The organism is Silvania sp., assembly GCF_051656365.1.
Lineage (GTDB): Bacteria > Pseudomonadota > Gammaproteobacteria > Enterobacterales > Enterobacteriaceae > Enterobacter > Enterobacter hatchlandensis.
Genome location: NZ_JBOGBT010000009.1, coordinates 1 through 13,835, shown reverse-complemented (window position 1 = coordinate 13,835; position 13,835 = coordinate 1). Strand labels below are relative to the sequence as shown.

Annotated in this window: 16 protein-coding genes; 5 read left to right on the top strand and 11 right to left on the bottom strand. The window is 58.5% G+C overall.

Annotation, left to right across the window (positions count from 1 at the left end; genetic code table 11):
* Positions 1–3: 3 nt before the first annotated feature.
* The 9 genes from ACRDD5_RS01465 to ACRDD5_RS01425 all read right to left on the bottom strand — a co-directional run bounded on the left by ACRDD5_RS01465 (position 4) and on the right by ACRDD5_RS01425 (position 7,537).
* A complete protein-coding gene (locus ACRDD5_RS01465; RefSeq protein ID WP_438675698.1) occupies positions 4–1,695 on the bottom strand; it encodes a glycosyltransferase family 2 protein in 1,692 nt (563 codons plus the stop codon).
* A complete protein-coding gene (locus ACRDD5_RS01460) occupies positions 1,686–2,039 on the bottom strand; it encodes an ApeI family dehydratase (RefSeq protein WP_271282642.1) in 354 nt (117 codons plus the stop codon). Before ACRDD5_RS01460 ends, ACRDD5_RS01465 begins: the two co-directional genes overlap by 10 nt.
* Positions 2,026–3,387: an AMP-binding protein gene (locus tag ACRDD5_RS01455; protein ID WP_438675697.1), complete on the bottom strand. Its 1,362-nt coding sequence runs from the start codon at positions 3,385–3,387 to the stop codon at positions 2,026–2,028. The genes ACRDD5_RS01460 and ACRDD5_RS01455 overlap by 14 nt, the downstream gene beginning before the upstream one ends.
* Positions 3,380–3,967 carry a hypothetical protein gene (locus ACRDD5_RS01450; RefSeq protein WP_438675696.1) on the bottom strand — a complete coding sequence of 196 codons (588 nt, stop codon included), beginning with the start codon at positions 3,965–3,967 and terminating at the stop codon, positions 3,380–3,382. Before ACRDD5_RS01450 ends, ACRDD5_RS01455 begins: the two co-directional genes overlap by 8 nt.
* A 5-nt stretch (positions 3,968–3,972) precedes the next feature.
* Positions 3,973–4,227: an acyl carrier protein gene (locus tag ACRDD5_RS01445; RefSeq protein ID WP_438675695.1), complete on the bottom strand. Its 255-nt coding sequence runs from the start codon at positions 4,225–4,227 to the stop codon at positions 3,973–3,975.
* A 13-nt stretch (positions 4,228–4,240) separates the two neighbouring features.
* A complete protein-coding gene (locus tag ACRDD5_RS01440) occupies positions 4,241–4,498 on the bottom strand; it encodes a phosphopantetheine-binding protein (RefSeq protein WP_271282638.1) in 258 nt (85 codons plus the stop codon).
* Positions 4,479–5,294, bottom strand: coding sequence for a lysophospholipid acyltransferase family protein (locus ACRDD5_RS01435; protein WP_271282637.1), 816 nt, complete (start codon positions 5,292–5,294; stop codon positions 4,479–4,481). The genes ACRDD5_RS01440 and ACRDD5_RS01435 overlap by 20 nt, the downstream gene beginning before the upstream one ends.
* Positions 5,291–6,013 (bottom strand): beta-ketoacyl synthase chain length factor, encoded by a 723-nt coding sequence (locus tag ACRDD5_RS01430; protein WP_438675694.1) that lies wholly within the window; start codon positions 6,011–6,013, stop codon positions 5,291–5,293. Before ACRDD5_RS01430 ends, ACRDD5_RS01435 begins: the two co-directional genes overlap by 4 nt.
* Positions 6,014–6,487: 474 nt before the next feature.
* Positions 6,488–7,537 carry an AI-2E family transporter gene (locus tag ACRDD5_RS01425; protein WP_271282635.1) on the bottom strand — a complete coding sequence of 350 codons (1,050 nt, stop codon included), beginning with the start codon at positions 7,535–7,537 and terminating at the stop codon, positions 6,488–6,490.
* A gap of 144 nt (positions 7,538–7,681) precedes the next feature.
* On the opposite strand from ACRDD5_RS01425, the gene ACRDD5_RS01420 reads away from it, so the two are divergent.
* Complete coding sequence (locus tag ACRDD5_RS01420; protein ID WP_438675693.1) at positions 7,682–8,890, top strand: MFS transporter; 1,209 nt, start codon at positions 7,682–7,684, stop codon at positions 8,888–8,890.
* 1 nt (position 8,891) lies between these two features.
* Here the strand turns inward: ACRDD5_RS01420 and ACRDD5_RS01415 are convergent, their stop codons facing one another.
* Together ACRDD5_RS01415 and ACRDD5_RS01410 are read right to left on the bottom strand one after the other, a co-directional pair.
* Entirely contained in the window at positions 8,892–9,449 is a 558-nt protein-coding gene (locus tag ACRDD5_RS01415; RefSeq protein ID WP_271282633.1) for a DcrB family lipoprotein, read from the bottom strand.
* Between the two features lie 72 nt (positions 9,450–9,521).
* Positions 9,522–10,187: a 7-cyano-7-deazaguanine/7-aminomethyl-7-deazaguanine transporter gene (locus tag ACRDD5_RS01410; protein ID WP_271282632.1), complete on the bottom strand. Its 666-nt coding sequence runs from the start codon at positions 10,185–10,187 to the stop codon at positions 9,522–9,524.
* A gap of 168 nt (positions 10,188–10,355) precedes the next feature.
* Here ACRDD5_RS01410 and tusA point away from each other — a divergent pair, with 168 nt between their 5' ends.
* The 4 genes from tusA (at position 10,356) to ACRDD5_RS01390 (ending at position 13,592) form a co-directional block, all read left to right on the top strand.
* Positions 10,356–10,598 carry a sulfurtransferase TusA gene (gene tusA, locus ACRDD5_RS01405; RefSeq protein WP_271282631.1) on the top strand — a complete coding sequence of 81 codons (243 nt, stop codon included), beginning with the start codon at positions 10,356–10,358 and terminating at the stop codon, positions 10,596–10,598.
* Positions 10,599–10,789: 191 nt separating this feature from the next.
* Positions 10,790–11,764, top strand: a complete 975-nt coding sequence (locus tag ACRDD5_RS01400) for a TRAP transporter substrate-binding protein (RefSeq protein WP_271282630.1) — start codon at positions 10,790–10,792, stop codon at positions 11,762–11,764.
* 21 nt (positions 11,765–11,785) lie between these two features.
* The gene (locus tag ACRDD5_RS01395; RefSeq protein WP_271282629.1) at positions 11,786–12,295 is read left to right on the top strand and encodes a TRAP transporter small permease; all 510 of its coding nucleotides are present in this window, start codon (positions 11,786–11,788) and stop codon (positions 12,293–12,295) included.
* Between the two features lie 10 nt (positions 12,296–12,305).
* Positions 12,306–13,592: a TRAP transporter large permease gene (locus ACRDD5_RS01390; protein ID WP_271282628.1), complete on the top strand. Its 1,287-nt coding sequence runs from the start codon at positions 12,306–12,308 to the stop codon at positions 13,590–13,592.
* Positions 13,593–13,835: the final 243 nt, after the last annotated feature.

The following is a 13,835-nucleotide window of genomic DNA, read 5'->3' as shown; positions in this document are numbered from 1 at the left end:
CCTTTACTCCTTTCCTTTGGTATCCGGCAGGCGCCAGAAATCGAAAAAATTAAACCAGTCGAGCGGCGACTGCAGGGCGTAATGCTCCAGCCGCTGCGCATAACGATCGACAGCCTGCTGTAACGCTTGCTGACGCCCCTCTCGCGGCAGGATCAGCGGGTCGGCAAACGGCTCGCAGTGGATCCGCAGGGTCTGCTGCTGTTGCAGGGCATAAATGAGTACCACCGGACAGCGCAGGATCGCGGCGAGGATAAACGGCCCCTGGGGGAAGGGGGCCGGTTGGCCCATAAATTCGCTCCAGACCACCCGCCACTCGCCGCCACGCTGAGGGTTGATCGCCAGACGATCGCCGACGATCGCAATCCACTCGCCGCGCTCCAGCTTCTCTTTCAGGAGGATGGCGGTCTCCGGCCCGATATCGGTAACGGAGATCAGGTTCAGCCCCGCCTCGGGGGCCATCTCCTGCATAATCTGTTTGAAGCGCTGGGCGTTATCACTGAACACCAGCGCATTTATGGTGTGGTGGCCTTCGCGCTGGGCCAGCGCGCGGCACACCTCCACATCGCCCAGATGTGAGGCCAGCAGCAGCTTGCCTTGCGGCGCATCGCTATCCAGCACTTCACGCGCCCCGGGGGCAAAGGTCACGTGCTGGTGCAGCTTTAGCTCCCCGCGCCAGCTGGCGACTTTATCCAGCATCGCCTGACCAAAGCGCAGGAAGTGGAAAAAACTGTTCAGGCGTGCGGGCGTCGGCTGCTGGCGCTGGGCCAGCGTCTGGCTGACCCGGGCGATCCACTCCTGCGATGCCCGTCGCGCCGGACGGGCCGTCAGCCAGTAGACACCAATCACCGGCCACAGCAGCGCATTAAACGCCCGACGACCGAGCCATTGCCAGACCCGCAGCATCAGGCGCATCCCGCGCAGGCCTTTGACTTCCTGCTGCTCTGCCCAGTGCTGCCTGCGGCGACCCCGTAGCAGGGAGGGGATGCGGGGTAACATGCCGAAGAACAGCCGGGTATGCATCCATGAAATGCGCAGGTTGTCTTTCAGGGTATCGAAATGGGATACGCCATCCTGCGGATAGGTCACGCGGGTTGGCAGAAAATGGCTGGTGGTGCCCTGCCAGTAGAGGCGCACCATCACTTCGATGTCAAAATCCATCCGCTTGCCGAGCGACACGCGGCTTGCCAGCTGCAGCGTCGGGGCCACCGGGTACACCCGAAAGCCGCACATGCTGTCTTTGAGCTGTAAAGAGAGGGTTTCGATCCACACCCACACGTGCGTTACCCAGCGGCCATACAGCCGCGCGCGCGGGATCGACGCGTCATAAACCGGCTTGCCGGAGATAAGCGCCTGGGGATGACGGGCTGCCAGCGCCAGCAGTTTCGGGATATCTTCAATCGCATGTTGCCCGTCGGCATCCACCTGCACCGCGTGGGTAAACCCGGATCCGGCACAGACTTTCAGCCCGCGGATCACCGCCGCGCCTTTCCCGGCGTTGTGCGTCAGCCGCACCAGCGTGAGCTGGGCATTGTCGGCAGCAAGGCGGTTCAGTTCCTGACGGGTACCGGCATCACTGCCATCATCGACCAGGATAATCGGCAGGGCGAACGGGGCCAGGCGTTGCAGCACGCTCGGCATCATCGCCCCGTGGTTATAGCAGGGGATCAGGATGCAGGGACGGAAGGTTAACGACATAAGCGAATCTTCCCGCTGCTGGCGATATGGCGCTGTGCGCCATCGTGGCGTTGATAGTGGAAAGAGAGCATCTCACGCTCAGCGTGCCAGTCGAGGGTGAGCGTCACCGTGGTATCGGGCAGCAGCGGGGCCTGAAATTTCACGTTCTGAATACTGTGAAAGCGATACGCCGGGGCCAGCAGCGTGGTGGCGTAGTGCATCACCCAGTCAAGCTGGGCCACGCCCGGCAGCAGCGGCTGGACGGCAAAATGGCCCTGAAACCAGAATAGCGCGGGATCAAGATGCAGGGTGATATCCAGATGCTGCGGGTGTGCCTGCTGGCGCTCAATTTCATGGATTTTCATGAAATAACTCCTGTAACTGCGCATAAACACGCTTATTCATACTGTTAACCGGTATTTCATCAACGATGCGCCAGTCGCGAGGCACCGCGACGGGGTCGAGCCAGGGTCGCAAGGCGCGTCGCCAGGCCTGCTCCTGCGCGTTGTTGCCACGCTGCTTGCGCTGTTCACGCGCTGCGCCGTCCAACACCAGCAGCGCGCCAATCCCCTGTCTTCCGTTGCGCACTATCGGCAGCGCCGCCGCTTCGCAAATACCCTCTAACGCCAGTAGAAGTTGCTCGATCTCATCCAGCGAGACACGTTTCTCTTCGATTTTTACCACCCGATCCCGGCGTCCGACCAGCCTGAATGCGCCGGTCGCATCAAACTGGAGGACATCGTCGAGGGGCCACTCTTCGCCGTGTGGGATGAACGGTGAGGCGACGCGAAGGCCGTCCTGATCCTGATGGAAATGCACGCCGGGCAAGGGCCGCCAGAGGAGACCCTCTTTCTGATAATGGCGCCAGGCGAGGACGCCGGTTTCAGTGCTGCCATAGATTTCATCCGGCCAGATGTTTAGCCAGCGATGGGTCTTCTCCACGGTTTTCCACTCCAGCGCTCCTCCGGCGGAGATCAGCATCGCCACCGGTGGGGCAGAGAGCTGCGTGTCGATCCGCTTCAGAAACGCCGGGCTGCTGATGAAAAGGTAGCGATACTGCGGATCGAGCGCCGCCAACTGCTCGCTGTACTCGATGATGGCTGAATGCACCACTAACCCCAGCGACAGGGGTAAAAAGAGGCGAAACGTCAGCCCGTACTGATGATAAGGCGCCACGGAGGCCACCACCCGACAGCCGATCAGCCGCTCGCCAAAAAGGGTCGCCAGCAGCGCGGCTTCCCTGTCGAGGTCGGTGATGGTTTTGACGACGCGTTTTGGTGCCCCGGTCGAGCCAGAGGTAAACAGCTCGATGAAGGCCGCGTCGGCAATGTCAGGCAGCGGTAGAAAGGGGGCGTGGCTGCGTCGGGTAGCACTCACCACCCGTAGACGACCGGAATAGCGTAACGCCCGATCGCTCAGCAGGCCATCAAACAGGGCCTGCTGCTTTTCCAGCAGCAATACCCGGCTGTGGCCCGGGATGACCGGAATTTTACCGGCATGGAGCATCGCCAGTAACGCTACGATAAACAGATAGCTATCGTCGAAACAGAGCGCCCAGCGCTCGCCCTCCTGCTGTTGCAGGTAGGTTGTTAAGCTGCTGACGTCATCGCGCAACTGCCCCAGCGTCCAGTCGCGATCGCCACACCAGGCAACAGGCGTGTCGTCCGGGCGCGGGGCATTCAGCCACTGGCGCACAGGAAGGGCGCTATGCATGGTGCTTCTCTTTGTTTCTCACCCGCTGACGCACCAGCCACTCGGTTGTCATCAAGGTTCCCATCAGAATGTAGGCAATGATGCCGTTCCACAGCGTCCAGAGTGCTATATCGCCCCGCAGGACGGTGAATAGCGCCACGCTGCCGTTAAAAATGAAAAAGCCGCACCACACGCGGGTCACGACGCGGGTATAACGCACCCCTTCAGGGGGTAAATTCGGTTCACGCAGCCGGGCCAGCCGTTCAACCAGCGGCATTGATGTCCACAGCGAGCCGCCAAATACCGCCAGCATCACCAGGTTGACCACCACCGGATACAGCAGCAGCCACTGATGGGCCTTCAACAGGTAACTTGCCGCGCAGAGGGCGATGCCTGCCAGCGCCACGCTCTGAACGACATAGCGCATCGGCCCGGCGTGAAGTCGCGCCTGGCGCAGACGAAACAGCAGCAGCAATGCCATTAGCGGCAGCAGCCAGTGCAGGCCGTTATGCGTCAGGCCAAAGCCAATCAGGAACGGCCAGGCGACCAGCATTAAGCCCGTCAGGAACGGGATAGCCGGAAATGACCGTCCGTCACGCATGCGGCTCAGGCTTCACGCAGAAGCTGTTCGACGGCGTCTACGACGTCCTGAACGGTACGCACCGATTTGAAGGTTTCAGGCTTGATCTTGATGCCCGTTTTCTTCTGCAGGTTAACCACCATATCGACAGCGTCGATGCTGTCCAGATCCAGGTCTTCATACAGGCGCGCCTCTGGGGTGATGTCTTGTGGGGAGAGCTCAAACAGGTTGATCAGCAGGGAGGTCACTTCCTGATAAATAGCGTCTTGTTCAGTTGTCATGGTGGATCCGTTCTCAGGCGCGTTGGGCAGTGATAAATGACGCCAGGGTGGCGACGGAGAAGAAGTGCTGACGCATCTCTTCGCTTTCGGCAGACAGCACGACGCCGTACTGGTTTTTTACCGCCAGCCCCAGCTCCAGGGCATCGATTGAATCGAGACCCAGGCCATCGCCAAACAGCGCCGCATCGGTATCGATGTCGTCAGGGGTCAGTTCGTCCAGATTGAGGGTAGAGATAATAAGATTTTTAATTTCAAGGTCGAGCGCTTGCATCATTAATTCCTGACAAAGATTGAAGACCGGATGTTAAGCGATGCTGCAGGTGTCGGTTGAGCTGCCGTGCTGCCTGAGCCGGTTCTTGTACCGCCGCATCGTAAAAATCATGAGTATTCACCCGCTCACGGACATCGAGGGTGAAAAAGGGTTTGTTCGCCGGGACTTCATACCACCGGTGTTGTTTATCCAGCAGAGGCTCGCTGCAGTGGATGATCACCACCCGCAGCGAGCTGCCACAGCGCACGGCAATATTCGCCGCGCCGCGTTGCAAAGTGATGGCTTCCCCCGCTCGGGTACGCGTGCCTTCCGGGAATATCAGTAAAGTGTCTCCCTGAGCCAACCGCTGCTGACAGGCGCTTAACAGCGTGTCGGCTTCGCTGTTAATCAGGTAATCCGCCGCTCGTATCACGCCGCTCAGAAAGGGGTTACGCAGCAGCGCACTTTTCACCAGACAGTCGGTTTCCGGCATCACCGAGGCGATCAGCACATAGTCGATAAGCGTGGGATGGTTCGCCACGACCAGACAGCCGCGATCCTGGCGCAGCGCCTCCAGATTATCAATGCGGTAATCCAGCACCCCAACCGCGCGGGCGACGGTTAAAAAGGCGCGGAAGCTGGCGGCGATGCTGCGACGAGCGAGGCGACGACGACGGGCACGATCGCGCTGCGCGAGCAATAACAGATTGAACCACACCAGAGACAGCAGCAGCCCACCGACGCCAAACAGGACGAAGCACAGACCGGTCATGACCCGGCGCCAGCCGCGATTGAGGGTGGCAATGATCCCGGTCATTGGCGCGTCCATTGCCACAGCAGGCGCTCGCCGGCGATCGCAAACTGCGGATCGTGACGAAGATAGTGCCGAAGGAACAGCAGGCTCTGCGCTAAAGGGGGCTCTGTGCCGGGACTGCCGGGGCGGGTTTCGCAGTGCAGCGTCTCCCCGGCTTCGAGGACCAGCGCCAGCGCAAACGGCCACGTTGGCATCGGTGACGGCAGGGCCGAATGGTAAAAGCCAGGCAGCGCACCGTCGAAATCAACCATCAGCACGCGGGCGTATCCGGCCTGCATCAGGCTCAGCACTTCGCACAAGCCCTGCTGGAAGGTATCAAGCCCGGCGGAAAGCGATGACGAGACAATCGGCTGACGCGCGGCGATGGTGAGATTGCCCACCGCAGAATTGTGTACGGACATGGCAAAATCGGTTGGCGAAACATCCTGCCCGGTGGCCAGCGCATGCAGAATGCGATAGTTATGCTCCAGCTCGCCGTGGCGGCTGGTATAGACCACCGCATCGATGGCGTGTTTACGCACCATTGCCAGACCGCAATCCACCGCCAGCTTGCTGCCAGAATTGAGGCGGCGGGCGGTCATCATCGGCAGCGCGGTCAGTTTCGCCTGCGGCGCACCAGGATCGATGGCGTGCAAACCTTGCGACCATGCCAGCCACTGACTGGCATCGCTAAGGCCTGGCGCTCTGGCTTGCCAGTCGAGAATGTTAAGTGCAAATTTCATCTGCGCGCGTCCGCGATAAATCCGTAATCCAATAACGAAGCTTAGCCTGAAGTCTGCTGACTCAGGAGAGGGATAAAAAGTCTCGATGCTAAAAAAAGGGTATTGCCATCGACATCGTACAATTTTGTCGGCGTGCTGGCGAATATAAGAGGCGGTATTACATTAAATAAAAATGAGAAAACCTGAACCCATTGATGGGAAAATCTTTGCTTATCAGAAGTATGCTGGCACAGGCTTAATAATAAGCCGCTTTTTTCAGAATACTCACATTACATTCATACCCCTGGCGTGCAGAGGGTATTTGCGCGGGGCGATTCGCTTACGGATAAGGCGAAAATTAAAGGCGTTTGGGACTCTTTAAATAAATGTAATTCGGGTGTTTTTTATTTTAATACGATAAGACCATTCTGTTAGCTAAATAAACCTGCCGCTGTTTCAGAGCAGCAGGTTTTTTGACAGCCTGAGAAGGCATGGCTATCCCGGTAGTCGGCTTTTTGGCCTGCCCGGGCCGAGCAGGATCGCCAGTTTGCTGCCCCCATGGGTGGTCTCCATCCAGATCTTACAGACGCTGGTCAGCGGCACGGAGAGCAACATCCCCACCGGGCCGAGCAGCCATCCCCAGATCAGTAACGACAGGAACACCACCATCGTCGACATCCCCAGCCGGTGGCCCATCATTCTTGGCTCAACGATGTTGCCCAGAATCATATGGACGATAAGAAACAGCGCCCCCACCATCAGACACTCATAAATGCCGTTGAACAGGAACGCCTGAATCATCGGCGGCCCGGCGGAGAGCACCGCGCCAATGTTGGGCACGTAGTTCAGCAGAAAAGCCAGCACCCCCCACATCAGGGCGAACTGTACGTCGAGCAGCGCCAGCCCCAGCCAGACGATGGCCCCCGTCCACAGGCTCAGCAGCGTTTTCAGCGCCAGATAGTGCGACACGCCCTTCAGCGCCCGGTGTAAACCGGCGATGTGGATCTGCGGGTTGTTCAGAGCAAAACGCATTTTGTACGGCACATGGCGCACTTCAAACAGCATGAAGACCACGGTCATCACCAGCAGCAGCACGCTGGCCATCGCCCCGGAAAGCTGGGTCATCAGCGCGGTGGCGAAGGTCATGACCTTTTCGGAATCCATGCGTTTCAGCATGCGCTCCGGCGAGATATGCAGGTTCAGAAACGGGAACATCTCCTGCAGGCTGATAATTTTGCGCGTCAGTTCTCTGTTGTATTTCGGCAGCAGGGCAGAAAATTCACTGAGCGAAGCCGCCAGCACGCCAAACAGCGCCGTCAGCACGATCAGCATCACTATCACCACAATGGTGATGGCGAAAGGCCGCTTTACGCCCCGGCGTATAAACCAGGTGACGAGCGGGTTGAGAACGATGGCGAAAAAGAGCGCCAGTAACAGCTGTACGATGATATCCGCCCCGGCGTGAATACCCGCGAGGATCACCACCAGGCAGGCCAGCTTCAGCAATATGTGTAAACCCACTTTGTCGGGCGGCGTGGTTGTCATAGCGTTTCCTTGTTATGAGATGCCCCTAAAGTGTAGTGCGCGCGTAACGCTTCGGTAGGCACCTGTATTCTTAAAGTCGCTGCTGATTTTCCAGGCCTGACGTGGTAATAGTGAAACACTGTTGTAAAAATTCTGGTGAGCCCGATGCCCGAACCTGCCGCCGAACCGGCGCTGAGCGGATTACGTCTTAATCTGCGGATTGTTTCTGTCGTTATTTTCAACTTTGCCAGCTACCTGACCATCGGCCTGCCGCTGGCGGTCCTTCCTGGCTATGTGCATGACATCATGGGCTTTAGTGCCTTCTGGGCGGGTCTGGTGATCAGCCTGCAATACTTCGCCACCCTGTTAAGTCGCCCTTACGCCGGACGCTATGCCGACCTGTTTGGCCCGAAAAGCATTGTGGTGCTGGGGCTGTGCGGCTGTTTCCTGAGCGGGGTGAGTTATCTGCTGGCCGGCTTCACCAGCGGCTGGCCGATGGTGAGCCTGGCGCTGCTGTGTCTGGGCCGGGTGATCCTTGGCGTCGGGCAAAGCCTGGCCGGAACCGGATCGACCCTGTGGGGCGTGGGCGTGGTGGGCGCATCGCATATCGGGCGGGTGATCTCCTGGAACGGGATTGTCACCTACGGCGCAATGGCGATGGGGGCGCCGCTCGGCGTCCTGTGCTACCGCTACAGCGGGCTGAACGGCCTGGCGCTGACCATCATGGTGGTGGCGCTACTGGCGATCCTGTTCGCGCTGCCGCGACCGACGGTGAAAGCCAGCAAAGGCAAACCGATGCCGTTTCGCGCGGTGCTCGGACGCGTCTGGCCGTACGGTATGGCACTGGCGCTGGCCTCGGCGGGCTTTGGGGTGATCGCCACCTTCATTACCCTGTTCTACGACGCCAAAGGCTGGGACGGCGCGGCCTTTGCGCTGACGCTATTTAGCTGTGCGTTTGTCGGCACGCGGCTGTTGTTCCCCAACGGCATCAACCGGCTGGGCGGGCTGAACGTGGCGATGATCTGCTTTAGCGTCGAGATTGTCGGACTGCTGCTGACCGGTATCGCCGAGGCACCGTGGATGGCGAAAACTGGCGTTTTCCTCGCGGGTGCGGGCTTCTCGCTGGTGTTCCCGGCGCTGGGCGTGGTGGCGGTGAAAGCCGTGCCGCAGCAAAACCAGGGCGCAGCGCTGGCGACCTACACGGTGTTTATGGACATGTCATTGGGGGTGACCGGGCCGCTGGCCGGACTGGTGATGGCGTGGGCCGGGGTGCCGGTTATCTATCTCGCGGCGGCAGGACTGGTGGCGGTGGCGTTACTGCTGACGTGGCGGCTAAAAAAATGGCCTCCAGCGGAGGCCATGTCATCGCAATAACTTACTGAATAACCAGCGTATTGATAATGCTTTCCGCAGCAGTTTGCGCTTTCTGCTGATCGTCAGCAGGCAGGGTAATCTGCAGGGTCAGCAGCTTATTGTCGATTTTGCCGAGCACCACGGATGAATAAGCAGTCTGGCCTTTGGCCGAGATAATGCTGTCCAACTGTTGCAGGTTGTGGCCCTTCAGCTCGATGGCTTTGTTGGTCACGACCTGCAGCTGCGGGTCGCGGCTGCGCTGCTGCTCTTCCAGACGTTTTGCCAGCACGCCCAGGTCTTCACTGGTGTCGTCGCCGACGATCACAATCACCGCTTTTTGCCCGGTGGCGTCGGAGTAAACGTGCATGTTGTTGGCCTGGGTGCCCAGCTTGCCGCTCTGATCGGTCATATCGGCAGGCAGAGAGAAGCTAAGTTTGCCATCCATCAGGCTGACCGCTTGACCCGTCGCATTGCTCTCGGCAGAGGCACCCTGAACAGGCGCTTTGCCGTCATTGTTATCACAGGCCGCAAGCCCCATCACCAGCAGGCCAATCCCGACATATTTAACCAGATTGCGCATTGAATTCTTCCTTTCGATAAACGGCCATAACGGCTCATCCGTCCATCTTATCACAACTGTTCAGGGGAACCTTTAACCGGCCTGCAATGCCGGATTTTCAGATTTATCTGCGAGTCTTTTCAGCAACATATTCAGCAGCAGGCCATACATCGGCAGGAAGAACACCAGGCTGATAAGCACCTTAAAGGCGTAATCCACGAGCGCAATTTCCATCCAGTGCTGGGCCATAAACGGGTCCGGGCTGCGCCAGAACGCGATAAAGAAAAAGGCCAGCGTATCGCTGACGTTCCCAAACAGCGTGGAGGCGGTGGGGGCCATCCACCAGCGATGGTTCTGCCGCAGACGGTTAAACACATGCACATCAAGGATCTGCCCCAGCGCATAGGCCATAAAGCTGGCCGCGGCAATGCGGGCGACGAACAGGTTGAAGTGGGTCAGGGCTTCAAACCCCTGCCAGCTTCCCATATAGAACAGGGAGGAGATCACGTACGACACAAACAGCGCCGGGAGCATGACGGCAAAAATAATGCGTCGGGCCAGCGGCGCGCCAAAGATGCGCACGGTGAGATCGGTAGCAAGGAAGATAAACGGGAAGCTGAACGCGCCCCAGGTGGTATGCAAACCAAAAATGGAGATCGGCAGCTGCACCAGATAGTTACTGGAGGTGATCACCAGCAGATGAAAAAGCGAAAGCCAGAACAACGCTTTTACGCGCTGCGATTGAGAGAACTGCGTCATATTGTGACCTTTTTATAAGTTGGGGTGAGGGAACCCAATAAAACCGGCTGCATCATACTGCTTTAATTCATCTTTGCAATGGTTGATTTTCACGCAATCGTTAACCTGGTTTGCATTGCCCCCTGTGGGGCGTAAACTACTGCCGTTTTTTACCTTAGCGAGACGACGATGACCGATCTGTTTTCCAGCCCCGACCACACCCTTGACGCCCAAGGCCTGCGCTGCCCGGAGCCGGTGATGATGGTGCGTAAAACGGTGCGCAACATGCAAACCGGTGAAACCCTGCTAATCATTGCCGACGATCCGGCCACCACCCGCGATATCCCGGGTTTCTGTACCTTTATGGAACATGAGCTGCTGGCGCAGGAGACTGAGGTGCTGCCGTACCGGTACCTGTTACGTAAAGGCTAGCCCCAGCAGGCCGGGTAGGGCGAAGCCGCCACCCGGCATGACCCTCGCCACAAATCTAAACCATCATTTCATTATTTGGCGCTTTTTGTGAGGCGCTTCACCTCCGCTTTTCAGGGTGTGGTCTAGTTTTTAAACGTTCAAAACTAAAACAACGTTCCGATACTTACCCTCACTACCCTGGAGTTGACTCGATGAAAACGACCCTCAAGCCGTTGCTGGCTGCTCTGTGCCTGTCCGCTTTTGCCTGCTCCGTTTCTGCGCAAACCATTAAAGCCGCCGATGTCCATCCCGAAGGCTACCCGAACGTAGTGGCGGTACAGCAGATGGGCGAAAAACTGAAACAACAAACCGATGGCAAGCTGGAGATTAAAGTCTTCCCCGGCGGCGTGCTGGGGGATGAAAAACAGATGATCGAGCAGGCACAGATGGGCGCCATCGACATTATTCGCGTCTCGATGGCACCGGTTGCCGCCATCCTGCCGGACATCGAAGTCTTTACCCTGCCGTACGTCTTCCGCGATGAAGATCATATGCACAAAGTCATCGACGGTGACGTGGGCAAAGCCATCGGCGAGAAGCTGACCGCCAATCCCAAATCTCGTCTGGTGTTCCTCGGCTGGATGGACTCCGGCACCCGCAACCTGATCACCAAGAACCCGGTGGCCAAGCCGGAAGATTTAAAAGGGATGAAGATTCGCGTGCAGGGTAGCCCTGTTGCGCTGGCCACATTGAAAGACATGGGGGCCAACTCGGTGGCGATGGGGGTGAGTGAGGTCTATAGCGGGATGCAGACTGGGGTGATTGACGGGGCAGAAAACAACCCGCCAACCTTTGTGGCCCACAACTACATGCCGGTGGCCAAAAACTACACCCTCAGCGGCCACTTCATCACCCCGGAAATGCTGCTCTATTCCAAAGTGAAATGGGACAAGCTGAGCGCCGACGAGCAGCAAAAAGTGTTGACCCTGGCCCGTGAAGCGCAGTTTGAACAGCGCAAGCTGTGGCAGGCCTACAACCAGCAGGCGCTGGAAAAAATGAAAGCCGGTGGCGTACAGTTCCATGACATCGATAAGGCGGTATTTATCAAAGCGACAGAGCCGGTGCGCGCAGAGTATGGCGAGAAAAAGCATCAGGACCTGATGAAAGCCATCGCTGACGTTCAGTAAACCCAGCCCTGTGGAGGACGTATGTCCGAAAGCTATCTGAAGTGGATGGATCGCCTGTACCTGCTCGCCATGACCGTGGCGGGCGTCTCGCTGCTGATCATGACCATCGTGATTCCGATTGGGATTTTTTCCCGCTACGTCCTCAACCGCGGCGAGTCGTGGCCTGAACCGGTGGCCATCATCTGCATGGTGACTTTCACCTTTATCGGCGCGGCGGTGGGCTACCGCGCCGGATCGCATATCGCGGTGAACATGCTGACCGACCGCCTGCCAGCCGGGTTAAAAGCCCTGTGTGCCAGGATTGTGGATCTGCTGATGCTGCTGATTTCGCTGATTATCTTCTGGTACAGCTACCTGCTCTGCGTCGAGCTGTGGGAACAGCCGGTGGCGGAGTTTCCGATTCTGACCTCCGGTGAGAGCTATCTGCCGCTGCCCGTCGGCTCGGCGATCCTCATTTTGTTCGTGCTGGAGCGGCTGATGTTTGGCTCCCAGGAAAACCGCCCGGTCGTCATGATCGGCAACCACAGTTAAGGGGTGAATCATGGATGCTTTTATTTTGCTCTTCACCCTTGCCATTTTGCTGGCGCTGGGGATGCCGGTGGCGTTTGCCGTCGGGTTGAGTGCGGTGGCGGGGGCGCTGTGGATCGATCTGCCGCTGGAAGCGCTGATGATCCAGATAACCAGCGGGGTCAATAAGTTCACCCTGCTGGCGATCCCGTTCTTTATCCTGGCGGGGGCGATCATGGCGGAAGGGGGCATCGCCCGGCGGCTGGTCAACTTTGCCTATATCTTTGTCGGCTTTATTCGCGGCGGGCTGTCGCTGGTGAATATCGTCGCCTCGACCTTCTTCGGTGCCATCTCGGGCTCGTCGGTGGCGGATACCGCCTCCATCGGCAGCGTGATGATCCCGGAGATGGAGAAGAAGGGCTATCCGCGCGAATACGCGGCGGCGGTGACGGCCAGCGGCTCGGTGCAGGCGATCCTGATCCCGCCGAGCCACAACTCGGTGATTTACTCCCTGGCGGCGGGCGGCACGGTGTCGATCGCCACGCTGTTTATCGCCGGGGTGCTGCCGGGGCTGCTGCTCGGGTTCTGCCTGATGCTCCTGTGCCTGGGCTTTGCCCACAAGCGGGGCTATCCAAAAGGTGAACGGATCCCGTTTAAGCAGGCGCTGAGGATTTTTGTCGATGCGCTGTGGGGTCTGATGACGGTGGTGATCATTCTTGGCGGGATATTGTCGGGAATTTTTACCGCTACCGAATCGGCGGCGGTCGCCTGCCTGTGGGCGTTTTTTGTCACCATGTTTATCTATCGTGACTACAAGTGGAGCGAGCTGCCGAAGCTGATGTGCCGGACGGTGAAGACAGTAACGATCGTGATGATCCTGATCGGCTTTGCGGCGGCATTTGGCGCGGTAATGACCTACATGCAGCTGCCGATGCGGATCACCGAGTTCTTCACCTCGCTGTCGGATAACAAGTACGTGATCCTGATGTACCTCAACATCATGCTGCTGCTGGTGGGCACGCTGATGGACATGGCGCCGCTGATTTTGATCCTGACCCCGGTGCTGCTGCCGGTGACCAACTCGCTGGGCATCGATCCGGTACATTTTGGCATGATCATGATGGTGAACCTTGGGATCGGCCTGATTACCCCGCCAGTGGGATCGGTGCTATTTGTTGCCAGTGCGGTGAGTAAGCAGAAGATCGAAACCGTGGTCCGCGCCATGCTGCCGTTCTACGGCATGCTGCTGGTGGTGCTGGCTATGGTGACCTACATCCCGGCGATTTCACTGTGGTTGCCGCATTTGCTGGGGATGCAGTAGTCGTTGTGTTTTCTCCCTCTCCCTGTGGGCTGAGGGATCCCCATAAAAAAAATTGGCACGGTCGGCCCCCTCTCCATTCAGGGAGAGGGTTGGGGTGAGGGGGAGCATGCGGCTCCGGTGGTGGTTCCGTTCACTTTAAGTTCTGTGCTTCTCTGTCAGTCGCGTCACCCGTGAACGTGCCAGGGCGGCTCAATCGCCACCGCCCTGGCTACCCGGGCTCCCGGCAAGAAAATCGTCGCTACG